Here is a 25,506-nt window from a genome sequence, read left to right on the forward strand (position 1 = left end):
CAATAACAGAAAGATGTGTATAGACATTATCTCAAAATCAGTTTTAGTTTAACCATTTTATTTTATAAAAATAAACATTAAAAGTCATTGTTTAAATTAACTAAATAACATTTTGCTTTTTGTCTAGTTTTGACGTATAATGTCAGGTGCAAAGGGGATACTAACCCTTTTTTGAAATAAACGACTTATTTTTTAAGAGAGTGGTGTGCATGAAAACAATTAATGATCTATTCATACTGGATGGCATGAAAGAGTGTACCGTATTAGCAGGACATCGTGGCCTGACAAGGTATGTTGAATCTGTTAATATTTCCGACACACCCGATGTCATACAATTTTTATACAAAAACCATTTACTTCTGACCACTGGTTATGGTTTTCACAACGATACGAATCAATTCTGTGAACTGATCAGGGAGATGCATGATTTAAACTGTTCCGGCATCATCATTAAGGTGAATCGTTTCATGCATAAAATTCCGGAAGAAGCCAAGTTACTTGCAGACGATCTGGCATTTCCGATTATTGATCTGCCGACAAACCGTACACTTGGAGACTTATCCCGTCATATCCTGAATTATCTGAATGACCACGAAGCAGAACAATTATATTATGCACTGCATGTCCAACAAGAATTCTCAGACATGATGGTCAAAGGCTACAATCTCAATTCATTAGTGGAACACTTGGGACATTTTCTCATCCGCCCTGCACTATTATTAAATCATCGGGGGGAAATGATCGCACGCAGCCATGATTTTCGAATGGATTCTATGAAACTGGCTGAAACAGAAATCCTTGAATCCATTAAAGAGGACGTAGCATTCTACCGGGATGGGACGACATTTAACATACCGTCTCTAAAACAGCAGACTGTCACCTCTTTCCCTGTCAAAACAAAACGACTACAGCCTAGCATGCTGGTTATCATTGATTTTAAAACATTGCCATATCCATCATCCCAAATGGCTGTAGAACAAGCAGGAAACGTTATCTCGTCCACGCTGATCAAGGAACAGGCGATTGAAGAAAATTCAAGACTGTTAAAAAACAACTTTTTTGCGGATTTAATTGAAAAACGGATACAGGCTGAAGAAGAGATTATGAGCCGGACAGCATTTTATGGACTGCTTCCGGATAAAGAAAGCATTTGTGTGTTATGTACCGTCGATTCAGAAGGAGATAACTATGAAACACTGCAACTCTATGAAAAAAAGATAGGCGAGCTGCATAACAGTATCTATGACCAGCTGGAAGATGAAATGATTAATGGTAATATGCAAGCCACCCTATTCACCAAAGAAAAATTTTTTGTGATGATCTTGCAATTCGATCAATACACCGAAACAGAAATCAGTGTGGTTACGGAATTTACCAAACAAGCTCAAAAAAATGTACAAGGGGAATATTCCGTATCATTCGGTATCAGTAACCCTGTAGAGTCTATTACTGAAATTCCCACCGCATACCAGGAAGCCGCAGAAGCGATTGACAATGGATACGACCAGAATATGACAGGCTTTATCAATTTTTATAAAACGAGGGAAATTAAAGAATTACTCAACACTCTTCCCCGTAAAGACATCAAAGCACTCTATGAAAATACCTTAAAATCGCTTGCGTATCCAAAAACAAAAGATGATCAGGAATTAGTCAAAACGATTGAAATCTATTTAAACTGTCAATGTGAAATATCGGATACAGCGCGTAAATTATATATCCACCGCAATACCGTTAAATACCGTATAAGTAAAACGGAAGAATTGTTAAATTGTTCATTCCGTGACCCGGCAGATTCCTTACGGGTTCGCGTTGCCTTAACCATTGGATCTATCCTGGAAGAAGAGTCCAAAACACTAGCTTTCCCCCAGTAACCCCGGGGTGAAGCTAGTGTTTTGTGTAAGTATAAGCAACGTCACAAATCACCCATTATACGATGCCATCTCTAACTCCATTGAATAACTTGTGCAATAATAAGCGAAATCACGGACAAAGATGCCAGAATAACAAATAATGGAAAGAAAAATCGAAGCCACTTTTGATAAGCAACGCCTGCTATGGATAAAGCGGCCATAAAGTAACCTGATGTTGGATAAAGAATGTGTGCAAACCCATCCCCCAATTGGAATGCCAATATGGCTGTTTGTCTTGTGACACCGATAATATCCGATAACGGGGCCATAATGGGCATCGTTACGAGTGCTTGCCCGCTTCCGGATGGAATAAAGAAATTTATAATGAGCTGTACAAAATACATACCAACAGCTCCCAGAACGGGAGGTAATTCATTTACAGCTGACCCCAACGAGTGTACAATCGTATCCATAATGTGTCCATCTTCCATCACGACAGCAACCGCCCGGGCAATACCAACAATCATGGCACCCATTAACACATCACGGAAACCCTGGTTAAAGCCTTCGCAAATTTGCGTTAACGTTAACCCGGCAATAATCCCGACAACTGTCCCCATGATAATAAACAGGCCAGCCATTTCAATCATAAACCAACCTTGTCCAATCACACCATACACTAATATCCCAAAAAAGATAAGTGAAGCAATGGCAGCGTATTGTTGCCTCGTGCTCATATGCTTTACTTCTACCTGATCCTGATGCCGGTAAAGCTTTCTTTTTTCCTGATCATCTTCATATACCAAACTTGTCATCGGATCCTGATGTATCTTTCTGGCATAACGCATAATATACAATACCGCTATAACGATAGCCAAAATAAAGATCGTCAAACGAAACCCAATTCCTGAGAAAACCGGAATCCCGGATATTTTTTGCGCCAATCCTGTGTTAATTGGATTCAAAACCCCCGCTGCAAATCCAATAACTGTTCCACAAAGTGCAATAGCTGCCGCAACCAGCGAATCATATCCCAATGCAATCATAAGCGGCATAATAACCGGTATATAAACAAGTGATAATTCCGGTGTTCCAATAACCGTGGCAACCACTGCAAAAACCGCTGTCAAAACAGGAATCAGCATAATACTATGATTTGAAAATTTACGTGTCAGCTTATCAACCGCAATCTCAATGATGCCTGTGTGACGCAGCACCATAAACATACCACCAATAATAAACGTAAAGAAGACCACTTCTCCCGCATCTATAAGGCCACGTGGGATAACGGTTAGAAAATCAACAATGCCGACAGGGGTTTGCTCCGCCGCCGAAAAAGAATTTGGATCAATGGTTGTCCTTCCTTCCGGGCCGGGAACGCGCTCATACTCCCCAGCCGGAATAATATACGTCAGAATTGCTGCAATCGCACTCAGTACAAATAATATGACATAAATGTGCGGCATTTGAAGTTTTCTCTTAGTATTCTCATTTTTTTCTTGCATCCCCATTCCTCCCTTGCAATCACTAGTCAATTTGGTATGTCTTTAAGTCAGGTTTTCCTGGCAATCATTTCGATTTCTACTTCTGCTCCCAGTGGTAATTCCAGGACTGCTACACACGTTCGAGCCGGGAAAGGTTCTCTGAACTGTGTTTCATATACGTCATTCATAGCATCAAAATGCTTCATACTTGTCAGGTAAACATTGACTTTGACAACATCCTCATTCTTAAGGCCGGACGCTTCCAACACGTCAAATAAATTTGCAAAGCATTGCCTTGTCTGTGCTTGAATATCCCCGCTCATATCCGATGAAGTTGAATTTGCGGCGTTCATTGCTGTCTGCCCCGAAAAATATACAAAATCACCCGCATCAACTGCGTGTGAATAAGGTCCTGATACATTTGCATTTTTTGCGTTATAGGTTTTTCTTGCCATTTGAATGTCTCCTTTTCATTTGATTTGTGGTGTTAATGGAATACAGTATGCACCCATATATGCAGCCTCCCACCTGAACAGAACATGTATTGAAAACGTTTCACCTAAGGATAAACGAATACCTAAGCTAAGTAAATGTTGGTATAGAACCAAATTAGCCGCTTCAATTGTATAAGTTAGACAATAGTTTTTTAAATTTTATAAACTTTGAACAATTGATTATACAGATTAAATGATAATTATAATAAGAGAATGCTTATAAAAAACCGGGCAAAAGTGGCCTGGTCCTTTTCTTTCTATCTTCGTTAGAGAAAATCCGATAATTTATATTCCTGTCCATGTACGCCTTTGTAATACGCTGGATACATTTCTCCTCCATACGCTTCACAGCTGAATCTTGTCGCGGTAACCCCCCGCCCGGGATCACGTTTCAAAGAAGCAAATAACAGAAGGGAGGATCCGCTAAAGCTGGATTTTCCGGAATGAGCGGATCCTCATTCCGCTAAATGGACAAAAATCATCCTATTCAGTGCTGTCATGAATCCTCTTTCCGCTATTCATGTAAAAACAGGGCAAAACTAGGGTGAAATAGGACAATAACGGAATGAGGATCCGCTAACATGTTGGAAAAGCTTTAATTGATGCAAATAGCGGAGTCAGGATCCGCTGAAGCTGGATTTTCAGGACCAGGCGATTTTTCGTTCCGCTAAATAGATACAAAACACTCTATTCAGCGTTGTAATGAATCTTTCCTCCCGCTAGCCATGATGGTTGCTGATCTTTCTATAAAAACTCCCAAATCCTTGTAATAAGGGTTTGGGAGTTTAATGGAATCGCCTGTTATTTATACTTCATATTTTTAGTCGGCCGTTATGTCGCCATTGTCAAAAACAATAGCTCCATTCACGATTGTTTTTTTTACGGCGCCCTGATATGTCTTTCCGACATACGGAGAATGCTGGTGACGATAGAACAGGTCTTCTTTCTGCAATTCAAAGCTTTCATTTAAGTCAACCAATGTAATATCGGCATCAAAACCTGCAGCAATCGTTCCTTTTGACGTCAGCCCGAACAGTTTTGCCGGATTTTCCGAAGCTAGTTGAACCAGTTGCTGAAGCGTGAGTCCACGTTTAAAATAACCCTCCGTCAGCAAAATATTCAAAGTGGATTGCGCTCCGGAAATGCCGCCCCAGCCTTCGAAATAATTATCAGTAATCTGTTTCATGTCCGCGGGTGCAGGAGAATGGTCGGAACCAATCACATTAATATCGCCCCGCAGCACGGCATTCCATAAATCTTCTACTTCACGATTATCGCGTAATGGTGGCATACATTTGGCAATGCCGCCCTGTTCCTCTAAATCTTTCACTGTTAATGCCAGATAATGCGGGCATGTTTCAACGGTCACATCTACACCGCGCTGCTGTGCGTCATTCACAATATTGACGACTTTGCGGCTACTGGCATGAACAATGTGAAGCTTACATCCTGTAGCTTCTGCATAAGAAATAAGATGTTTTACAGCATCAATTTCTGAAATGATAGGTCTTGACTCTGCAAAGTCTCTTGCGGATGTTTTCCCCTGACGCTGCTTTTCTTTGGCCAGCTGTTCACATATAACAGGACTTTCTGCATGAACTGCTAAACGGGAGCCCAGCGATGCTATTTCCTGCATACCCTTAAAAATGGTTTCGTCATCAGCATTATCAAAGTCCTCAATGCCACTTGGAGGCATGAATGCTTTAAATCCGATAACACCGCGATCATGCATGTCTTTTAGTTTATCTACATTTCCTGGAACAAGTCCACCCCAGAAACGAGCGTTTACGACAGATTTCTCCGCTGCCAGTTCTTTTTTAGCATTCAGATTGTCCTTATCTATAACCGGAGGCGTGCTATTCAACGGCATATCAAAAAATGTCGCAGCCCCGCCGGCAGCCAGACTTTTACTGCCTGTTTCCAGTCCTTCCCATTCGGTTCTGCCAGGTTCATTAAAATGTACATGCGGATCGATTAAGCCTGGAAGAACATGCAGCCCTTCTGCATCAATAAGCTTAGCTGCATCGTTCTCCAACGGTTTATCCGTAACAACCTTCGTAATTTTACCGTCTTGAATGGCGATATCACCCTGTAAGGTTGAATCGGCTGTTACAATGGTTCCATTTTTTATGATGACATCATACATAGCCATAATTATTTCCTCCAAAATGTCTGATTGAAGAGGTTGTTCAAAAAGTCCGGTAAACATGACACCTCGAATTTCTTCGTTGGCTTGTTTCTCCGCTCCTTGGAAAAGAAAAACACTTTTCCTGCGTGCGAAGCGGCTTCAGGGTAGCATTACTTGTGCTCATGTATCTAAAGGCATACACTCCGCTGCTCGAAACTGCGCCGTCTCGAACTTCTTGATCCTTTTTATCCTCCTTTTTGAACACGCACTTGAAAGCAAATTTAATAGTTGACTTTCTGGTCATTGGCTGACATGAATTGGCCGATCGGTTCGCCTACGATTCCCTGATCCAGGTCATAAACGACATTTCCGCGGACAATTGTTTTGGTTACGCGCGCATTTATTTTTCGACCTTCATATGCACTGTGTTTATTCTTATAATAAAGATCTTCCCGTTTCAGGGTGTATGAATTGTTCGGATCGACTAAAATAATATCGGCATCTTTGGAAACAGCGATTTCGCCTTTATTCGGCAGGTTAAATCGCTTCGATGGTGTTCCTGCGATCAAATCCGTGAACCGGCTGACTGATAAACCGTGTTGTTTCACCGCCAGATCAAACATAAGGTCAACATTATTTTGTGCACCACTGATACCGCCCCATGCGTCAAAAATATTACCCTCTTTTAAATCCTCTGTACACGGGGAATGGTCAGAAGTAATCCAATCAATATGACCGTCCATCAGTTCATCCCACAGCTTTGCCTGATCTGAAGCTTTACGCAATGGCGGCTGACATTTTGCTTTCGGTCCGATTTCGGCAACATCTTCTGCCGTCATTGCAAAATAGTGGACACATGATTCAACTGTAACGTCCACACCTTCCGCGCGTGCTTGTAAAATGGCCTGGATTGCTTCTGAACTGCTGATATGAACAAGGTGCAATTTACAGCCGGTTTCTTTAGCAAACAACAATGCCCGCTGAACAGCTTCCACTTCTGTGAAAATGGGACGGGAATCTACGAAATCCATCGCAGTTGTCTTCCCTTGTCTTATTTTTTCTTTAGCGAGATTATCTGTCACATCCGGATTTTCCGCATGAATACACAATAATTGCCCCCGTTGGGCGAGCTGCTGCATTCCTTTATAGAGCGTATAGTCATCCACATTTGTGAAATCCCCCGGTATATCACTGCCACAGCTGGCAATAAAACATTTAAACGCACGTACACCTGCATCCGTTAACTCATTTAGCTTATCCAGATTATCCGGAACAAGTCCGCCATAAAACGCATAATCCACATAATTTTGTGTTTTGGCTGCATCCAATTTAAGATCGAGTGCTTCTTTGTTCGTTGTAGCAGGTAAGGCATTTAAAGGCATTTCGACATAACTTGTCGTACCACCTGCAGCAAGCGCTTTGGAGCCTGTTTCAAATCCTTCCCATTCGGTACGTCCCGGTTCACTGATATGGACATGTGTATCAACCATACCCGGCATGACGTATTGTCCGTCTGCTTGGATTACCTCTTTGGCTTCATCTTCAATTTGTGTTGCAATGCAGGCAATCTTTTCATCTTTTATACCGATATCAACCTTGCGGACATCATCGTGAAAAACAACGTCGCCACCTTTAATTAATAAATCATAAACCATATGACAGTTCTCCTTTCATATTAGAAAAACTCAGGCCTAGCCTCGTCTTATAGCGAGTGCCGAAGATTTTCTTATAAGGTCACCCTTTCTGACGTTACATAAATAAGGCTTTTATTTATGTTCCGCAGCAGCCTTTGTTCTACTCATTTGCGGCTTCAATACTTTAGGAAATTCCAGTAATGTATAAAGAATGAACGCTGATGCGATGCCAACAATCCATGACATTTCATAAAGCGATTCGAAAACCGGCACGAAATTTCCGATCAAACCAAGCACACCAGCAACGATAATGGTTACAATCGCATTCACGTTAAATCCATTTTGATAGCTGTACTTCCCTCCGGATGAATATAATTCCTCTAAATCAATGTGTGTTCTATCGATAACAAAGTATTGTGCCAGCATCACACCGGTGATTGGACCCAATAAGCCACTGACAATATTCAAAAACGTAAAAATACTTGTCGAGTTCTCCATGAGCTTCCAAGGCATTATGAGAATTCCAATAATAGCAGCTACAGTAGCTCCTGTCTTGAAATTCAGCTTTTTTGGAAATAATGCTGCCAGCTGATACCCGGCCGGAACAATATTACCTGTCACATTAACGGATAATGTCGTTAGGCATAATGTCAGAACCGAAATACCGATTGCAAATGTCCCATCAAAACGCGCAACAACATCCAGCACATTCCAAATCGGGGTGCCAAATGCAATTTCAGAACCTACAATTATCGCTATACTAGCTACAGCAAATAATACATAGGTAACAATCAGGCCGATTGTCTGTCCTAACATTTGATCTTTTGGCTTACGTGCAAGCATCGTAAAGTCAGATACATTCACCATCGGCGCAGACCAGGCAGCCAAAACCGCAACGATCGCACCTAAGAACACAATGACTTTATTACCATCAATACCATCTGCTGAGTAATGCAGAATCGGTTCAATTCCACCAGCCAGGTTAATAGCCCAAATAGCCATACCACCAAAAACAATATAAACTAATGGGGAAAGAATATTGGTAAACCTACCAAGCATTTTCATGCCACCATAAATCAAACCTACATTAAATAGCCAAAATATCAAAAATGAAATCATTGCCGGCAGCGTCAGGCCGAAGAAGTCCCAATCGCCACCTAATGCTAAATAAGATGGCCATAGCTTTCCTATTAAGATGGAGAATGCTTGACTTCCGGCATATGTTTGAAATCCAAACCACATAATGGCGGCAATAACCCCGCGAATGACGCCGGGAATCATCGCACCCTTATGGCCAAATGAAGCGCGCAAAAGCATCGCAAACGGCAATCCGTATTTTGACCCTGCATGTCCATTAAGCACCATGACAGCTGCTATAATAACAGATGCACACATGATTGCAGCAAATACCTGGTCAACAGACATGCCAATCGCAAACAGCCCGCCTATAGCGATGTAGTTGGGAATGTTATGAACGGCACCCATCCAAACGGTTGCAAAATTACCGAAATTCCAACTTCTATCGTTCGGTTTTGTTGGTAGAACGTCTTCACTAAAGCCTGCTTCTTTTAACTGGTCTCGTTTTATTTGTTCCAAAAAAATACCCCCTTAAAGAGAAATAAAGGTTTCTTAAGTTTGTCTATTGGTGTATAAGGCGGGAGTCAATTTTTCACAAATTAACAAGCTTTAGCCAATCCACATTCAATAAACGCTTTAAAAACGTTCATTGTTTCTCTGCTTAGTCGTAAAAGACTTTCCATAACGCTTATTACATTTAAATGATTCTTTCCCGTAACACCTAAGTTATTATACAATACTTAAAGCCTTAGGTCGTTATATTTATTAAACAAATTATGTATGATTGGTTGGCTCATTTACATAAAAACCCCCTCATTTTTGTTTGTTTTATACATTTAATTGTCGATTTTAAACAAATAAATCCCCGACTTTAGTCAACAAGTCGGGGATGATAACATGTATTGTCGTTGTCTTATGAATTATCGTTTCTCAAATATCGTGTTCTCTTTAAACCTGGACTCTTTAAAGGCATATTTCGATAATAGTGGGTATACAATACTTGCAACAACAAAACCGATCACCCAGGCCAAGTCTACATTAATAAAGGCAAAAGCTGCACCGATAAACATGGCCAGTAAAGCACTGGGGTTATATCCGGCAAATGGACCGTCCTGCTTATATAAATCATTTACATTTACATTCTGTTTCCGCAGCAAATAATAATCAACTAACAATATCGCAACAATTGGACCTAAAAATGCAGAGTACATTTTAATAAACATATCCAGACCTTCCGAGTTATCTTCCTGAACAAGCATCCATGGAAAAGCCCCCATGGCCAGCAGCCCGGTAATTGTAACAGCCACTTTATACCGTGCCTTTGTGATCAATGAAATCACATAGGTAGGCGGAATGATATTTGCCACCATATTTGTTGCAATGGTAGCCAATACAATAAACGCAGACACCCCAAGTGTGACATACGAATTATCAATCACCATCGCTAAAGCAGTAGGTGGATTGGTAACACCTGTAACACTTGCTGTCATCGCTCCGACAATCAGTATAAAACCATAAGAGATCAAAATGGGTGTAAAATACATAAATCCACGTTTTCCATCACTTATTCCCGACTCAAGCTCTCTTGAATAGTCGGAGGCATTAAGGAAAATGGCAGCATAGTTCCCTAAGAAGACCATAATATAACCGAAAAACGGCAGCCCCCAATTTCCATCAATTTGGACCCAGTTCGTTACTAATTCATCACCATATGATGACACCAAAATCGTGAAAACATAAACCATGGAAACCATAATAACAACAGATGCGAGCGTCTCGACCCATTTAATGGAGTGGAACCCATACCATGAGAGCACAATTTGTACAAACGTCAACAACATGAAACAAATGGCGATATTATCAAAAGCACCATCCGTAACAATTTTCATAATCTCATTCAGCGCCGAACCCCCAATCCAGCTTTGAATACCGTACCAGATAACAGCAGGTACAGCACGTAAAAGTGATGAGATAATGGTTCCCTTTATTCCAAAAGACATCCTCAGCTGAATGACATATGGAACACCATTTTTATAACCCATTCGGTCATTAAAGGCAAAAATGGAAGATATAATTAAAATGGATATAAAAGCAGCTAACATTGTCTGAAAAATATTAAGTGTTGCGGTGCCGGCAACCACAATACTGGCACCAAGTGTCATATTACCCATATTAACGCCATCGCCGATCCACATAAACATATAAGGGATTTTGCCGACAGTTCTGTCCTTCGCCCCATTCGGCCTTAGCGATTTTTCCACATTCGGAAATTGGTGATCATTCACCTCTTCAGAATTATCTATTTGCTTTGCCATGTCATCTTTACTCCTTCTGTGCGGCTCTGTATTTTGAAAAGCGTACAACCCTTCAAGCATTTAGCATGACCCTACACACATCATGCATTACGTTCAGGAATCGCTTTCAACGCTGATAAGTATTATAACGTATATCCCTGTCCGGGTCTTCGTATCGAATGGACAAAACAATAATTATTTGTTGTATAGCCTGCATAAGCATCCACCACTATTCCGTCAATATGCATATTGTTTTGTTTCATTTGGACAATTATTCTTTTTAAACAAATAAAATAGAGCCACTTGCCGCACAGACAAGTAGCTCCACTATCCTCTTGCTTCTTTCTATTTTGCAAATGGATCTTTATGATCATAATTGTTAAAATGGACGGCGTCTCCGACTAAGTACTCGTAGATTTCATCCACAATTTCAATGCCATTTTCTTTATAACGTTTCGCTCTTTCAATGCTCCGTTGACCGGGATATGATACATGATCAAAGCCTGGTGCTGGCTTTACTGCATTTAAGTCTTTCATGGTCTGCGATATATTTTGTTTAAACGTTGTCAGATCCGTGAAGTATGACGGATTAATGACGATATGGAGCTGTCCCAGATTTCGTCCTTCACTTAAATCATGATACATGGAGGATACATTGTTACCAAATGGAACACCCAAAAGAACACCGGATAATATATCCACCATCATCATTAAACCATATCCCTTTGGACCTGCAATTGGCATTAAGGCCTTCACATCGAATGGATTGGTTGTTGCTTCACCGTTTTCATCGACCGCCCAGTCTTCAGGGATCGCTTCATTTTTAGAGCGTGCGTGCAGAATTTTGCCCCAGGCTTGAACAGTTGTTGCCATATCAAATGTGATAAAGTCCTCTTCTTCACCAGGCGCAGAAAAGGCAATTGGATTGGTGCCATAATACGCTTCAGCTCCGCCAAATGGGACAACCATCGGGTCTGACTGGCAAACAGATAAACCGATTAAATTTTCTTCGGAAGCTTGCTGAACGAAATAAGATAATGATCCGCTGTGACTGATTCGTTTAACACCTACAACGCCAATGCCGCTCTTTTTCGCCATATTAATCGCTTCATCCATTGCTTCTTTAGCAGCAACATGACCGGCACCATTATCACCATCAAACAGCGCAGTACTTGGACCTGTTTTTTCAAATGAAAATTGTGGATTGGTATTAATGCCGCCTTTAGCGATTCGCTCAGCATAATATTCCACGCGCATGGCCCCATGGGAATGAACGCCACGTAAGTCGGCATGTACCAGCACATCTGCCACACCATCTGCATGGTCCTCGCTCAGCCCGGCCTGATGAAGTTTATTTTTCATGAGTTCTTTTAATTTCTGCTCAGATAATTTCAACAATGCCACCTCTCAATCAGTTTTTGTTATTAGTGCGTGTTCAAAAAGGAGGATAAAAAGGACCAAGAAGTTCAAGGCGGCGCAGTTTCGAGCAGCGGAATGTATGCCTTTAGATACATGAGCACAAGTAATGCTACCCTGAATCCGCTTCGCACGCAGGAAAAGTGTTTTTCTTTTCCAAGGAGCGGAGAAACAAGCCAACGAAGAAATTCAAAGTGTCGTGTTTACCGGACTTTTTGAACAATCTCTATTAGATACCAGTGCTTTTCCACTAAACACCAGAGTCCTGGGATTACTCTGCAAACGGATCTTTTGCATCATACGCATTATGATGAATCGTATCTGAAACTAAATAGTCGTAAATGTCGTCCACTATTTCAATACCGTTCGCTTCATAATCCGCTTGTATGACTTCCAGGTTTTGTCCCGGATAAAATACCTGATCAAAACCTGGAGCCGGTTTGATATGATTCAAATCACTCATAGATGCTGTAATATTATCTTTAAACTTTTGAATCGCCGTAAACTGCTCCGGATTAATCACCAGATGCAACTGTCCTAAGTTACGTCCCTCACTTAAATCATGGTACATGGAAGAGACCTTGTTACCGAATGGAAGACCAAGCAGCACACCAGCCAATACATCCACCATCATCCCAAGGCCGTATCCTTTAGGTCCGGCGATCGGCAGAAGCGCCTGGACATCAAATGGATTGGTCGTTGCTTCACCATTTTCATCGACCGCCCAGTCTTCAGGGATCGCTTCATTTTTGGAGCGTGCATGCAGTATTTTTCCCCATGCCTGCACAGTAGTAGCCATGTCAAAGCTGATGCATTTACCATCATTTCCGGGTGCAGCAAATGCAATCGGATTGGTTCCATAATAAGCTTCCGCACCGCCAAATGGCACGACCATCGGGTCAGACTGGCAAACGGAGAAGCCGACAAGATCCTGTTCTGCAGCACGTTCCGTAAAGTAGGAAATGGCCCCGCTGTGACTCATGTTCTTCACACCAACAACTGCTACACCTGTTTCCTTAGCAATCTGGATGGCTTCATCCATGGCACGTGTTGCAGCAACATGACCGGCACCATTATCACCATGCAAGACACCTGAACTTGGCCCTGTTTTTTCAAACTTAAAATCAGGCTCATGATTTATACCATGTTTGGCAATGCGTTCAGCATAATACTCGACACGCATAGCACCATGGGAATGAATGCCTTTTGCATCAGCAAACACTAACACATCCGCCACAACGGCCGCATGGTCTTCATGTAAGCCTGCTTTCGTTAATTTTGTTTGGATTAACTTTGTTAAATCCTGTTTCGACACTCTCACTTCGAACACCTCTTATTTCTTTCTACCAATAAATTGAAACGTCTTACAGCGGGACGCTTTCCCTACTATTATTCGCGGTGAAAAGTAAAACCGCATGATTAGAAAAACGCGGCATTCGCCTCGTTCTAAGCGGATGCCGACATTTTTCTTTTAAGGTCATCCATTGCTTATGCTATCTGACGTTATAAAAGGAATGGTAAAAAGCACAATTGCCTTTTACCACTTCAACATTGATTATAAAAACGCATCCCGATTGCAGTCTTTGGAATAAACGTATGATAACTTTTCTCTTCCTACTGCATAAGCAGCCTGAAGGCAATAGGTATCCATAAAAATATAATCGTCCTTTTTCACTGGAATCCATTCGTTATCAAGGTTATACATGCCTTCACCGGACAACAGGTAAGCACCATGCTGCTGGTAATGGGTTTCGACAAATGGATGGCTTGCCGCCGGATCAAATGTTAGAATATGGAAATTCATATCGAATGCAATATCGGTAGGAAGCAGATCCTGGATATGAACATTTTCCATATCATCATAAATAACTTCCTCATTCTCATTGGAATTACCGGCATGAACCCATGGTGTATGTCCTTCTAAGGTAATGTGTTTTTGTTTGTACAGAAATAGTCTTGAATCTTCATCCTGCATATTTTCCAAATACATGGTAGCGGATGGCGGGCAATACAAATAGCCACCTTGTTCCAGAACGAATTCTTCCTTGTCGGCAAAAGCTTTTATTTTGCCGTCTAATACATATACAAATGTTTCGACATCATCACCACTGCCGAATCCGCGCTCGTTTTTACCACCTTTATGCATCGTGACGATATAGTCTACAAATTTGGCACCTGTCTTAGGGGATGACAGGATACTCATCGATACATTTTCAAATCCCGGTACAACATTATTGACTAAACCCTCAGGCGGTAAAATCATATACTTCCCAGGTTCTACTACAGCTCTTGACGTTAAAATATCATTCGGATATCCCATTGTTCAATCGCTCCTTTTTTGTAAGATAGATGTTGAATCGCGCGTCATTATCCGGAAATAATTGTTCCGCTATTCCCCCGAACAGCTTCATCCACTTTTTCCAGGGAACAAATAATTGATGTGCCGGTGTTTTTTGCAAAATTCAATGCTGATTCCACTTTCGGCCCCATGCTGCCTTTACTGAATTGGCCTTCCTCAACATAGGATTCCAGTTCAGAAACTGAAATGTCTTTCAATGCTTTTTCATCAGCTGTACCAAAGTTGACAAATACATGGTCAACATCAGTCAGGATCATGAATACGTCAGCATTGACTTCTTCGGCTAGTTTGCAGCCGCTGCGATCCTTGTCAATAACCGCCTCAATACCTTCATATTCCCCATTGTCTTTCTTGATAACCGGAATTCCACCACCGCCGCCGGCAACAACGACATTGCCTGCCTCTGCAAGCTGCTTGATAGTGTCGGCCTCTAAGATGTTGATTGGCTGTGGTGATGGTACCACACGACGCCATCCGCGGTTGGAATCCTCTTTCATGTTCCAGTTTCTTTCAGCTTGCAGTTTTTTAGCTTCTTCTTCGGTATAGAAAGTGCCAATTGGCTTTGAAGGATCATTAAAATCTTCATCATTTTGAGATACCTGTGTACGTGTCAAGGTATTGACGACCGGTGCATCCATGCCCAGTGCGTTCAATTCACTTTGCAGACATTGCACCATCATATAACCAATAAACCCTTGTGACTCCCCATTCAGGACATCCATTGGCATTGGCGGGACAACATCTTCCGCCTCTTCATTTTGGCGCAGAATGTTACCGACTTGTGGTCCATTGCCATGCGTAATAACCAGTTTATAACCTTCTTGAATTAATTTAGCCAAAAACTTGCTGCTGGTCCGTACATTGTTTAATTGGTTCTCGTACGTACCTTCCTGTTTTGGTTGTAATATAGCATTGCCACCTAAAGCAACTACAATTGTTTTGCTCATCGTTTAACCTCTTTCTATCTTCTGCATAATCTCATGAAAGGCATGCGGTTTGGGGACCGCACACCCACGATATCCAATTATTCGACTTCGACACCATATTTTTCAGCAAGTGCTTCCAGTGCTTTTTCGAAACATCCTAATGGCACACGAACCGTACCGGCACCAATTTGTCCAACACCTGCTGTTTTATGGGCAATACCTGTGTTAATAACCGGTGTAATGCCTGTTTCTACTACTTTCCGGATATCGATTCCAAGACATGCACCCTGGAAGTCCCATGTTGGAATGGATAAATTCGGATTGTTACCGATGCAAATTTCGCGCATTTCATCACTTGTTTGAACCGCATCATTAAATCCGCCTGTTCCAACAAAGCGTGTAACACCTGGCGCAGCAATCATTGCCATTCCACCGACACCATAAGCTTCTGTAATAGCACTGTCTCCCATATCAGGGTTTGCATCATCTGTGCTGTAGCCACTGAAGTAGAGGCCATCCGGCGTATTGACAGGTGCAGTAAACCATTGGTCACCCAATCCGCTGACTTTAATCCCAAATTCATCACCATTACGGGAAAGTGCCGTGATGATACTGCCTTCTTCAATTTCGGCCGCGGAATCCATGACGGCTTTGCCTGTTGCCATCATAATGTTCAGGAAGAATTGGTCCGTATCAGCCAGGAATGTTGTTACTTCCTGCAATTCGTTTTCCGGTAAGTCAGCAGTCAATAGATATGGAACAATATCTTTCAGGAACAATGCAGATGCTGCAATGTTGCGCTGGTGGAATTCATCTCCCATGGTGATAGCTTTTGCGACCGTAACGTTGACATTCATACCGCCATCAATTTGTTTCAATGCTTTTGATAAGGCAGGTCCGAGAACATCTTTCATCCATTGCAGCCGATTAATGACTTCATCGTTATATGCTCCAAAACGCAGAACCGCACCAATGCCTTCGTTCAAGTTACAGTAGGCGCGCTTGCCATTCACTTTATTTTCAACAACAACAACCGGCATGTTACCGGATGTAATACCACCCATTGGTCCTACTGCATCTACAGAGTGGCATGGGACAAATTTAATTTCTCCCGATTCAAGCATTTTTTTAGCATCATCTTCATTGTTCGCCCAACCTTCGAACAGGGTTGCTCCAATACAAGAGCCTTGCATCGGATGTGTCATGTTTTCCCACTTAATGGAAGGTCCAGCATGTAACAGCACTTTACCGTTCAGTTCAGAAATGACATCTTTTGCTGGCACAACATCCAACAAGAATGGTTGTGATTCTAATATTTGCTGTGTCACAGCCTCATTAGCTTCTTGAATTGATTGATATTGCATCGTTATCCTCCTATTCATTATCGCTTATTTAAGCTTTTCCAATATTTTTGCTAACCGTTTATTTCCGCCTGCAATCGGCGCCCACTGGTATTGCACAACTTCCCCGCCATGCTCCTTAATGGCTTCTGCAAAATTCTTCAATCCAACGTTGATCACACGCGGTTTACTGGAAATTAATGCTGCAACTTTATCATCTTCAGATACCTCATTATCACCATTATCTGCTTCTGTCTTTTCACCATTGAGATAATCAACAATATCCACTGCAAGTTGCGTAGCCTGCGCGTTGCTTTCTGCTACAATAACACCGGCTGCTTCCAGCTTATCAACTTGATCCTGGAATACCTGCGGATCATCTGCTGTACCGGTAACAGAAGCAATGGCAACGAATGTTTTTCCTTCTGAAGCTGCTTGTTCTTTCGCTTTTTCAACAACCGGAGCAAACACACCGGCCATATCTTCATGTGCGCCATACCCGATAACATTGTCCAGTAAAATCACGGCTGTCTCTGAATCTGCTGCAGCTTCTTCCATCTTTTCCACACGCAAAGTCGGGTCAATCATAGGATGCGCCCGCCCCTGGGTATAGGCATCATCACCGAGATCGATGACTTCATGACTTTCATACTGCAGCATCATACCTTCCGGGTGTTCATGAGACGCATCAAGCTCAAGTGCGTCTTCTATAATCATAGCTGCTTCGTTAGCTAATGTACCACCGCAGAAATACCCTTTGATGTAGCGTTGCTGACTGTTTTCTTTGATTTTCTGCAGGTCTTCATCTTCAGCGAAATGATAGCTGCCGGTTTTGTTCGCACTGGCCAGTTCCAAAGCTTTACGTGCAGTGTCTTCCAGTGTCCATGTATAGTGAACATTGTCGTGAGCCTCTCGTGGTTTGTCTCCCATAAATACGGCAACGACTGGCTTCGATAATGTTTTAAACACGTCAACTACTTTTTCACGCACTTCCGGAGCAGGCGGCTTGGAGATATACGTAATAACATCTGTTTCCGGATCTTCATCAAGCACTTGCAAACCACGAATCGTTGTAATCGCACCGATTTCCGACGAGAGATCGCGGCCGCCGGTACCGATAGCTTGCGATACGCCACTGCCATTTCGGCCAATGATAGTGGAAACTTCCTGAATACCGGTACCAGATGCACCAACTATTCCAATGTTTCCTTTTTCCACAACATTCGCAAATGCCATTGGCACACCATCCAGAATGCCGGTTCCGCAGTCAGGTCCCATGACAATCAAGCCTTCATCCTGTGCGCGTGTTTTAAGTTGCAATTCATCTTCGACTGGAACGTTGTCACTGAACATGAAGACATTCAGCCCACGATCCAGTGCTTTATTTGCTTCTGCTGTTGCATGTTCACCAGCAATAGAAATTAACGCCACATCTGCAGTCGATAGTTTTTTATCAGCCATTTCCCATGTTCGGACGACCGGAATGGTACTTTGTTGAGATGCTTCCGATTGACTGTTCAAGTATGAATCTGTTTCTTCCACAACGTTCTCTACAACACTTTCATCATCTGTATCAACCACAATACAAAGATCAGTGGGATTTGCTCCTTCCAGTTCTTCAGTATATAAACCGGAACTTTTGAAAATATCTTTATTAGCTGGTGTGCCCATCATAACTTGAACCTGATTCACACCATCTACCGCGGACAAATGATTGGTCAGCAACATCAGGCTGACTGAATCCTGATACAAGTTTTTCTTGATCACAGTATATAGCACTATTTTCACTCCAAACGAATCATTTTTTTACCTTTCACCGTGTTATTCGGTATAACCTAATTCATACAACGTACTAATTAAAGCCTGTACACCCTCTGCTAAATGGTCAGGACTTGTGTATTCTTTCGGATTATGGCTTATCCCCTTATGACTTGGGACAAATAACATAGCCGTCGGGATGACGGGCGCAATTACCTGGGAATCATGCCCTGCCCCACTATGCATCAGCTTATAGTGTGCACCATTTTCATCACATTGCTTCTGCATCACATCGACAATATGCTGATTCATTGGAACCGGATCGGCATCCATCCACAAATCAATATCCACAGCAACACCAATTTGTTCTGCAATCTCCTGCAATTTCGCTTCCACATCTGTTGTGAAATTCGTTAATGCATCTTTCTCTGTATGTCTGATATCGATTGTGAATGTAGCCTTGCCCGGCACAACATTAACCGTATTCGGTTCAAGGAAGATCGACCCTACTGTCGCTACTAATGGATCACCTTCAGCTATAGCCATATCATTAATGGCGCAAATCATGCGGGAGGCTGCATTCATGGCATCCGCACGATACCCCATCGGTGTAGTACCTGCATGATTGGCTTCACCATTCACCGTAATAGTGTAACGGCGCTGCCCGACAATATGCTGAACAATTCCAACTGGTATATCTTCTTTCTCCAGCACATTTCCCTGCTCAACATGAATTTCAACAAAGGATTTCAAATCAGTACGAACATGCTCCGGATGTTGCTTATAATCAAAACCAGCCTGATGAATGGCATCATCAAATGACGTCCCCTCAAAATCCTTGATACCTTGTACATCTTCTGTTTTAGCCTGCCCGGTAATATTTTTGGAACCCCAGAACGAATAAGGAAAACGACTTCCTTCTTCCTCCGCCATCGATACAACTTCCAGATTCCGAAGCGGAGCGCCATATTTTTCTTTCAAATAGCGGAGGGCCAAGAACCCGGCAATAATGCCATATTGTCCGTCATATAGACCGCCATTTGTGACAGTATCCACATGAGATCCTGTTAAAATGGTTTCATCCGGATAAGTTGTTCCCTCGAGCCTTCCAAATAGGTTGCCGACTTCATCAAATTGAACGTTTAATCCTTCATCCTCGAACAGCTTTTTTAGTGATTCCTGGGCCTCTATCCATTCCTTACTGTATAATAGCCTTGAAACGCCGCCTTCAGCATCACTTCCGATCTGCCCCAGCCAATCAAGGTATTCTTTAATGGCTTCCCCGGAAATCGTATCATTTCGAGAGCTCATACCATTCTTCCTTTCTATATTAATGTTTGCTAACGCAAGAACGCGAGTTAGCATCAATTACATGAAAACATAATTTTTTGTCCATTCATCTGTATAAATGGATGACATAGTCCTATTACAATGCGCCTTATTAATCCAGGAAGAAACTTTTCCATATCCACTTGATATGCTTAACAGCGATTAAAAACTGCCTGAATCAACTATCACGCTCTTATACCAGTATTTATTATACCCAATCGTGCTGTGAAAGTAATTGTCCGTTTTAAACAAATTTATTATGATTTTTTAAGTATATTAGACAACTACTCAATAAGTGGTCCACCCCGCTAGACGATTAACAGGAAATTCGGTATACTTGCGTTTGTCGCTGACGTCAACCCAAACAGATGATAAACCATTTCATGTCTCTTATACCTTTAATATGTACGATTGAAAACGAAATTAAAGTGAGATGATCAATAAAATGAAAACAACATTCACATACAAACAAGTAAAAGGCTGCTGTATTAAAGGAGATTTTTACCCGTCCCAAGAAAAGAATGCACCGCTTATTGTTTATATCCATGGCGGGGGGTTAATCTGGGGAACTCGGAAGGATATGCGCGAGGAGCAAATCAATCTTTATCATCAAGCGGGCTTTAACGTCTGTTCGATTGATTACCGGCTGGCTCCTGAAACAAAATTACCGGAAATTACCGAGGACATTCGTGATGTCCTTCATTGGCTGCAAGAAGAAGGCAGCAAAACATATGACTTCGATGCTAGTAAAATGGCAGTAACCGGAAGTTCGGCAGGAGGATACCTGGCACTTCTTTCCGGTACCCTGACTATTCGGCCGAAAGCAATCGTTTCATTTTACGGCTATGGCAATATAATAGGTGATTGGTATACCAAGCCATCTCCACATTTTTTGAAAATGACCAAAGTACCGGAACATTTGGTAAAACAGTTAATTCAGTCTCATACGATTGCTGAAGCACCGATTGAAAGGCGTTATGCCATTTACTTGTACTGCCGGCAGCAAGGAAAATGGATTGATTATATAACGTCGCTGAATCCCAGACTGAATGTTGCAAAGCTAAAGGCGTATTGCCCTGTGGAAAACATCGATGCTGATTTTCCACCGACCCTTTTGCTGCACGGAAACGCAGACAAAGACGTCCCCTTTCAGGAATCAGCGGACATGTACCAGTCTCTTTCAAATGCTGGTATAACCACCCAGCTCATTACGATTCCGAATGGTGAACACTCATTTGATGAGAACATGGAAAACCCGACCGTTACCAAAGCATTTGAACAGGTTATTTCCTTTTTAAAGTCCAATCTGTAGGACGGTATTGGGAAAATTTCATGGCTATGTTGTGAATTTGACAACCAAAGTCATATAAACAGGCTCTCACCAAATCCGTATAGTGAAAGCCTGTCAGCATTGGGAAACCTGTTTCCCTATTTCTTCGTTGTATACTTTTTGATTACCGGTAAGATCTCTGTACCAATCAGTTCAATATTCTTTTTCAGCTTATCAAATGGCACGCCACCGAAATCCATTTGGGTGATGTAGCGCTGATGCCCATAAAGAATTATCTGTATTAAACCGGTTTTAATATATGGGCCCAAACGATTACATCAGGGTCCCACACGTTCGCGCCGTGAATCGTTGTAATGCTGCTTATATATTCATCCAAACTTCCATATCCCTCCTGACGGGCATCCGCATCTGTCACTTCGCTAAGTTTTTGAGGATACACATCCTTAACCAAAATGGTGTGGCCGTTCAACTCAAGTGTCTCTCCTGGATCGGCATACCGGTCATTACGGCGTACAGACGTTTTGTCACCGTTTATGATTTTTTGGATATCTTTCTGAATACCGACTAATCTATTGATGTCATATTTTTCCGGCCAGTTTTGCTTACTCATTTCCATCTTATCATCTCCTCCGTTTATTTTCCCATTTTAGAGCATAATAAACAAACATGCTATTTTGCCGTTTAAGACAGTTGAAATAACGCGTGCCTTTGTAGTGCGTGTTCAAACAAGAACCTCTTGTATGGATTTCCGTCTAATAACACATTAAAATATAGGAAAGAACAAAAAGTCAGGAGAACATAAATGAGTATAGCAGAACAAAAATTATTATCGCAAAGCGTAACAAAAAGCTTCTTCCAATATTTGCTCCCCACTCTTATCGGCATGATGCTGATGTCGGCCAATATTGTCATTGACGGTATCTTTGTCGGCAATGGCATTGGTTCCGTGGCGCTGGCAAGTGTCAATATTGCCGTTCCGGTCTGGTCCATCCTCATCTCGATCTCGCTTCTAATCGGGATTGGTGGCGGCACTCTTTATTCAATCGCTATGGGCGCACGGGATACTAATAAAGCACAGCGGGTATTCACTATATCTATCGTGCTCGTTACCATTGTGATAACGATTATCGGCTTGATCGGATATATAACTGCCGAACAGCTTGCCCACCTATTCGGGGCAAATGCAGATACATTACACTATGCCGTGGATTATTTGCAGATCATTTTTCTATGGGCACCGGTCATAGCCTGGGAGGCCACTATGAGTATCTTTGTCCGCAATGACGGCGGTCCACAACTGGCCATGGCAGGCCTTATCGTATCTGCCTTACTTAATATTGTGTTAAATTATTGGATGATTTTCATATTGGAAATGGAAGTGACAGGAGCTGCACTCGCCTCTGTTATTGCAACAGCAGTTGGTTTACTCATTTACACGATCCATTTTTTCAAAAAGGATGCAGGCTTAAAGTTTATGCGGCCGAAATGGCGTCAAGACGATATTCTGACCGTCGGCAAGCTGGGCTTCCCTAACTTCCTTTCTGAAGCCGGGACCGGCATCTTTGTGATTGGATACAATATTGTATTATCCTATTACGCAGGAACAACCGGACTCGCTGCGTTTTCAGTCATCAATTATTTGCATACGTTCATGTTTCTGGCATTTATTGGGATAGGGTCATCCATCCAGCCAATGATCAGCTTTTATTTTGGTGCCAAAAAGCATGAATCAATCAAAGATACGGTGAAAATTGCTGAAATCACCGCCCTTGCACTTGGCATCAGTTTTCTTGCAATCGGCTGGTTCGGTGCCGGGGGGCTTGTGTCGATTTTCGGAGTGGAAACGGAAGGTATACGGCAATTCGCCATACAAGGAATCAAGCTGTTCTTCATAGGTTATCTATTCATGGGTATGAACTTTATTTACATGACCTATTACCAATCGATTGCTTATGTTGCACCATCAATTGGCATCACACTATTTCGCGGGGTCATTTTATTAATTGCCGCGCTGATTATTCTGCCGCTCTTATTCGGCATACCCGGTATATGGCTTGCATTGCCGGCTGCAGAAGGGCTGACGGCTATATTCCTGGTGATCTTTGCACGGCAAGGTGTGATGAAACGGCAGTGGCAAGAGCAGGGTTATTGATGGATAAACTATGACGTTTCAATACAACTTGGTCATTATCTGTGATTGCTTTGCTGGGCTTCCTCTATTTGCTGACGCGTGTCATGCAACTGTTCATAAGCCTGCTGAAATTGCGGGTTTTCCGTCGCTTCAGTCCCGATCTGCTGAATCTGCTGTAATTGCTGCTCAGCTTGCCGGAGTTGTTGTTCAGCCTCATCAAGCAGAAGCTCGTCCGATCCTTGTGCCAACTCCGCCGATTCCTGAGCCCTATGTATTTGTTGACTCGCCTGTTGCAATTGCTGATGTAAATTATTCTGTGCCATTTGAATACCTCCATTGTGTTCACATTTAAAAATCGTATATAGCGTTCCCGCAGGTGTTGCAGATTATGCGGGGATATCCATATCCATAGCCCCTTCCTCTACCGGAGCAGCATATGACAGTTGTAGATCGTGCGTCCCGGTATCTTCTTTTCCACCTGCACTGATATACAATACTAGACCAATTACAATCCCTAGCACGAAACAACCGCCGAACAAGCCAACATATGTTGTCTTTTTCAAATAAACCACCCTCTTACAATCCATTGCTGGGCTTATCATTGACCACTTTTTGACTGTTTAAACCCTGACTCACTTGATATGCATAAAAGAAAAAGAACTCAATTCAGACATTTGCAGTCCAAACAGAGTTCTTAATCGTTTCTGCCCCGGCCACTAGTCACTATTTGTTTCATTAAAAAGCGGATCATCAGCAGAAATACAAAAATACTAATTAAGGAGTCATACCAATACCAATGGATATATTGAATGAGATCGGTGTTTTTTTCCAGTATCACTTCAAATATGGTCAAAGCAGCACTACTCAACAGCGCCATTCCTAACAGCCGACTTATAGAAGTCCAGCTGGAAGTCTGATAATAATAACCGACGGATATTATTGGCAGCAGCAAATATTCATACAAAACACTTGACTCGAAACTCGGAAATAACTTGACAGGATAGGATAACAGCTGATAATTAACCACTAATTGACCTAAAAATACAGCCAAGTGGGCAGCCAGCAGATAGCCCAGCAACCATTCCTGAAGCGGGTTTTTTTTGAAGGATTTAATCAATAAAACAATCCCGATTATCAAAAATAACCACAGAAGGATGCGTTCCATGTCACCACTCCTCGCATAAAGCATTTGATTTAAGCCATGGCACTTCAAACCAATAAAGCAGGAAGGTAATGATGACAACAGATAAACTATACGCCCATAAAGACCGCTTATAATGCAGGCGCAGCATCGGGAACATCACCACCAGAAACAAACCTGACCAAATCAGGGACCAGCCATGATGATAACGTATAGCGCCAAAAAGGTAACCAATTGACTCAAATATAAAATAAATCATAACCCATTTACCCGTATGGACGATCTGTTTTCCGCGCTGTTGTGGATAACGGTTGAGAAACATCAGAGTCGTAATTGGAAATAAAACAAAAGTATAAACCAAATCAATCACTGCCGGCGGTAATCCAATATGCGAATGGAGCGTCCATAAGCGATAATCCACTGTAAAAAAATAATACAATAAGTTCATGGCAACCATGTACAAGATTGTTGCATGGTATTCATATAAACTTCTCCAATTAACCGAACGCCATGCGACCAAAACCGCAAGCAAAATTATAAGTAAATGCATCCTGATACCCCTGTGTTTTTGCTTATAAACTAGGGTTCCAATCATGGTATAAATTATTCAAACCCTGCCGACGGTACAACTGTATTATCCTGCATTATTCCAATCTAGACACTTAGAAAAACTCGGCATTCGCCCCGCCTTATAGCGAATGCTGAAGCTTTTCTTATAAGGTCACCCATAATTTATACTTTCTGACGTTAATCGAGTAGGAGACTAATCATTAGTTGATTAGTCGTCCTCTCACACCACCGTACGTACGGTTCCGTATACGGCGGTTCAATAGTTTGAGTACGCACGCCTA

General features: G+C 42.0%; 21 protein-coding genes and 1 pseudogene. 3 read left to right on the forward strand and 19 right to left on the reverse strand.

From position 1 onward, the window contains the following. Window positions 1–209: 209 nt before the first annotated feature. Window positions 210–1,874 (forward strand): PucR family transcriptional regulator, encoded by a 1,665-nt coding sequence (locus tag IEW67_RS09495; RefSeq protein WP_188632828.1) that lies wholly within the window; start codon window positions 210–212, stop codon window positions 1,872–1,874. Between the two features lie 71 nt (window positions 1,875–1,945). Here IEW67_RS09495 and IEW67_RS09500 read toward each other — a convergent pair whose 3' ends face one another. The 13 genes from IEW67_RS09500 to allC all read right to left on the reverse strand — a co-directional run bounded on the left by IEW67_RS09500 (window position 1,946) and on the right by allC (window position 20,074). Further along, complete coding sequence (locus tag IEW67_RS09500) at window positions 1,946–3,364, reverse strand: YfcC family protein (RefSeq protein WP_188632829.1); 1,419 nt, start codon at window positions 3,362–3,364, stop codon at window positions 1,946–1,948. Window positions 3,365–3,405: 41 nt separating this feature from the next. Next, complete coding sequence (locus IEW67_RS09505; protein ID WP_188632830.1) at window positions 3,406–3,792, reverse strand: RidA family protein; 387 nt, start codon at window positions 3,790–3,792, stop codon at window positions 3,406–3,408. Window positions 3,793–4,651: 859 nt separating this feature from the next. Further along, entirely contained in the window at window positions 4,652–5,983 is a 1,332-nt protein-coding gene (locus IEW67_RS09510) for an allantoinase (protein ID WP_188632831.1), read from the reverse strand. 257 nt (window positions 5,984–6,240) lie between these two features. Continuing rightward, a complete protein-coding gene (gene allB, locus IEW67_RS09515) occupies window positions 6,241–7,614 on the reverse strand; it encodes an allantoinase AllB (RefSeq protein ID WP_188632832.1) in 1,374 nt (457 codons plus the stop codon). A gap of 111 nt (window positions 7,615–7,725) precedes the next feature. Then, window positions 7,726–9,189 (reverse strand): allantoin permease, encoded by a 1,464-nt coding sequence (gene allW, locus IEW67_RS09520; protein ID WP_188632833.1) that lies wholly within the window; start codon window positions 9,187–9,189, stop codon window positions 7,726–7,728. Between the two features lie 401 nt (window positions 9,190–9,590). Next, a complete protein-coding gene (locus IEW67_RS09525) occupies window positions 9,591–10,985 on the reverse strand; it encodes an NCS1 family transporter (protein WP_188632834.1) in 1,395 nt (464 codons plus the stop codon). Window positions 10,986–11,309: 324 nt separating this feature from the next. Further along, window positions 11,310–12,359 (reverse strand): ureidoglycolate dehydrogenase, encoded by a 1,050-nt coding sequence (allD, locus tag IEW67_RS09530; protein WP_188632835.1) that lies wholly within the window; start codon window positions 12,357–12,359, stop codon window positions 11,310–11,312. A 292-nt stretch (window positions 12,360–12,651) separates the two neighbouring features. Beyond that, window positions 12,652–13,701 carry an ureidoglycolate dehydrogenase gene (gene allD, locus IEW67_RS09535; protein WP_188632836.1) on the reverse strand — a complete coding sequence of 350 codons (1,050 nt, stop codon included), beginning with the start codon at window positions 13,699–13,701 and terminating at the stop codon, window positions 12,652–12,654. 234 nt (window positions 13,702–13,935) lie between these two features. Beyond that, complete coding sequence (gene allE / locus IEW67_RS09540; RefSeq protein WP_188632837.1) at window positions 13,936–14,700, reverse strand: (S)-ureidoglycine aminohydrolase; 765 nt, start codon at window positions 14,698–14,700, stop codon at window positions 13,936–13,938. A gap of 47 nt (window positions 14,701–14,747) precedes the next feature. Further along, complete coding sequence (gene arcC, locus IEW67_RS09545) at window positions 14,748–15,686, reverse strand: carbamate kinase (RefSeq protein ID WP_188632838.1); 939 nt, start codon at window positions 15,684–15,686, stop codon at window positions 14,748–14,750. A gap of 77 nt (window positions 15,687–15,763) precedes the next feature. Continuing rightward, a complete protein-coding gene (locus tag IEW67_RS09550; protein ID WP_188632839.1) occupies window positions 15,764–17,029 on the reverse strand; it encodes a YlbE family protein in 1,266 nt (421 codons plus the stop codon). A gap of 24 nt (window positions 17,030–17,053) precedes the next feature. Beyond that, on the reverse strand, window positions 17,054–18,784 hold the full coding sequence (gene fdrA / locus IEW67_RS09555) for an acyl-CoA synthetase FdrA (protein WP_188632840.1): 1,731 nt from the start codon (window positions 18,782–18,784) through the stop codon (window positions 17,054–17,056). A 42-nt stretch (window positions 18,785–18,826) separates the two neighbouring features. Further along, complete coding sequence (gene allC, locus IEW67_RS09560) at window positions 18,827–20,074, reverse strand: allantoate deiminase (RefSeq protein ID WP_188632841.1); 1,248 nt, start codon at window positions 20,072–20,074, stop codon at window positions 18,827–18,829. 463 nt (window positions 20,075–20,537) lie between these two features. Here allC and IEW67_RS09565 point away from each other — a divergent pair, with 463 nt between their 5' ends. Then, on the forward strand, window positions 20,538–21,404 hold the full coding sequence (locus IEW67_RS09565; RefSeq protein WP_188632842.1) for an alpha/beta hydrolase: 867 nt from the start codon (window positions 20,538–20,540) through the stop codon (window positions 21,402–21,404). Between the two features lie 116 nt (window positions 21,405–21,520). On the opposite strand, the pseudogene IEW67_RS18155 reads toward IEW67_RS09565, so the two are convergent. Then, window positions 21,521–21,667: pseudogene (locus tag IEW67_RS18155) on the reverse strand (LLM class flavin-dependent oxidoreductase); the annotation flags it as partial. Further along, complete coding sequence (locus tag IEW67_RS09570) at window positions 21,664–21,999, reverse strand: ASCH domain-containing protein (RefSeq protein ID WP_188632843.1); 336 nt, start codon at window positions 21,997–21,999, stop codon at window positions 21,664–21,666. The pseudogene IEW67_RS18155 and the gene IEW67_RS09570, both read right to left, overlap by 4 nt. Window positions 22,000–22,185: 186 nt before the next feature. Here IEW67_RS09570 and IEW67_RS09575 point away from each other — a divergent pair, with 186 nt between their 5' ends. Continuing rightward, window positions 22,186–23,535, forward strand: a complete 1,350-nt coding sequence (locus tag IEW67_RS09575; RefSeq protein WP_188632844.1) for an MATE family efflux transporter — start codon at window positions 22,186–22,188, stop codon at window positions 23,533–23,535. 35 nt (window positions 23,536–23,570) lie between these two features. Here IEW67_RS09575 and IEW67_RS09580 read toward each other — a convergent pair whose 3' ends face one another. The 4 genes from IEW67_RS09580 to IEW67_RS09595 form a co-directional block, all read right to left on the reverse strand. Beyond that, on the reverse strand, window positions 23,571–23,837 hold the full coding sequence (locus tag IEW67_RS09580) for a hypothetical protein (protein ID WP_188632845.1): 267 nt from the start codon (window positions 23,835–23,837) through the stop codon (window positions 23,571–23,573). A 63-nt stretch (window positions 23,838–23,900) separates the two neighbouring features. Continuing rightward, window positions 23,901–24,077: a hypothetical protein gene (locus tag IEW67_RS09585; protein WP_188632846.1), complete on the reverse strand. Its 177-nt coding sequence runs from the start codon at window positions 24,075–24,077 to the stop codon at window positions 23,901–23,903. Between the two features lie 131 nt (window positions 24,078–24,208). Further along, entirely contained in the window at window positions 24,209–24,679 is a 471-nt protein-coding gene (locus tag IEW67_RS09590; RefSeq protein ID WP_188632847.1) for a CBO0543 family protein, read from the reverse strand. A gap of 1 nt (window position 24,680) precedes the next feature. Continuing rightward, window positions 24,681–25,205 carry a CBO0543 family protein gene (locus IEW67_RS09595; RefSeq protein ID WP_188632848.1) on the reverse strand — a complete coding sequence of 175 codons (525 nt, stop codon included), beginning with the start codon at window positions 25,203–25,205 and terminating at the stop codon, window positions 24,681–24,683. Window positions 25,206–25,506 lie beyond the last annotated feature (301 nt).

The organism is Lentibacillus kapialis, assembly GCF_014646635.1.
Taxonomy (GTDB): domain Bacteria; phylum Bacillota; class Bacilli; order Bacillales; family Amphibacillaceae; genus Lentibacillus; species Lentibacillus kapialis.

What these genes read in the sequence shown, in the direction of transcription:
- IEW67_RS09495 (WP_188632828.1), top strand. Translation starts at nt 210, where the DNA reads ATGAAAACAATTAATGATCTATTCATACTGGATGGCATGAAAGAGTGT.
- IEW67_RS09595 (WP_188632848.1), bottom strand. Translation starts at nt 25,205, where the DNA reads ATGCATTTACTTATAATTTTGCTTGCGGTTTTGGTCGCATGGCGTTCG.
- allC (WP_188632841.1), bottom strand. Translation starts at nt 20,074, where the DNA reads ATGAGCTCTCGAAATGATACGATTTCCGGGGAAGCCATTAAAGAATAC.
- allB (WP_188632832.1), bottom strand. Translation starts at nt 7,614, where the DNA reads ATGGTTTATGATTTATTAATTAAAGGTGGCGACGTTGTTTTTCACGAT.
- IEW67_RS09505 (WP_188632830.1), bottom strand. Translation starts at nt 3,792, where the DNA reads ATGGCAAGAAAAACCTATAACGCAAAAAATGCAAATGTATCAGGACCT.
- IEW67_RS09510 (WP_188632831.1), bottom strand. Translation starts at nt 5,983, where the DNA reads ATGGCTATGTATGATGTCATCATAAAAAATGGAACCATTGTAACAGCC.
- IEW67_RS09500 (WP_188632829.1), bottom strand. Translation starts at nt 3,364, where the DNA reads ATGGGGATGCAAGAAAAAAATGAGAATACTAAGAGAAAACTTCAAATG.
- IEW67_RS09580 (WP_188632845.1), bottom strand. Translation starts at nt 23,837, where the DNA reads ATGGCACAGAATAATTTACATCAGCAATTGCAACAGGCGAGTCAACAA.
- IEW67_RS09570 (WP_188632843.1), bottom strand. Translation starts at nt 21,999, where the DNA reads ATGGAAATGAGTAAGCAAAACTGGCCGGAAAAATATGACATCAATAGA.
- arcC (WP_188632838.1), bottom strand. Translation starts at nt 15,686, where the DNA reads ATGAGCAAAACAATTGTAGTTGCTTTAGGTGGCAATGCTATATTACAA.
- IEW67_RS09525 (WP_188632834.1), bottom strand. Translation starts at nt 10,985, where the DNA reads ATGGCAAAGCAAATAGATAATTCTGAAGAGGTGAATGATCACCAATTT.
- IEW67_RS09575 (WP_188632844.1), top strand. Translation starts at nt 22,186, where the DNA reads ATGAGTATAGCAGAACAAAAATTATTATCGCAAAGCGTAACAAAAAGC.
- IEW67_RS09590 (WP_188632847.1), bottom strand. Translation starts at nt 24,679, where the DNA reads ATGGAACGCATCCTTCTGTGGTTATTTTTGATAATCGGGATTGTTTTA.
- IEW67_RS09550 (WP_188632839.1), bottom strand. Translation starts at nt 17,029, where the DNA reads ATGCAATATCAATCAATTCAAGAAGCTAATGAGGCTGTGACACAGCAA.
- allE (WP_188632837.1), bottom strand. Translation starts at nt 14,700, where the DNA reads ATGGGATATCCGAATGATATTTTAACGTCAAGAGCTGTAGTAGAACCT.
- IEW67_RS09565 (WP_188632842.1), top strand. Translation starts at nt 20,538, where the DNA reads ATGAAAACAACATTCACATACAAACAAGTAAAAGGCTGCTGTATTAAA.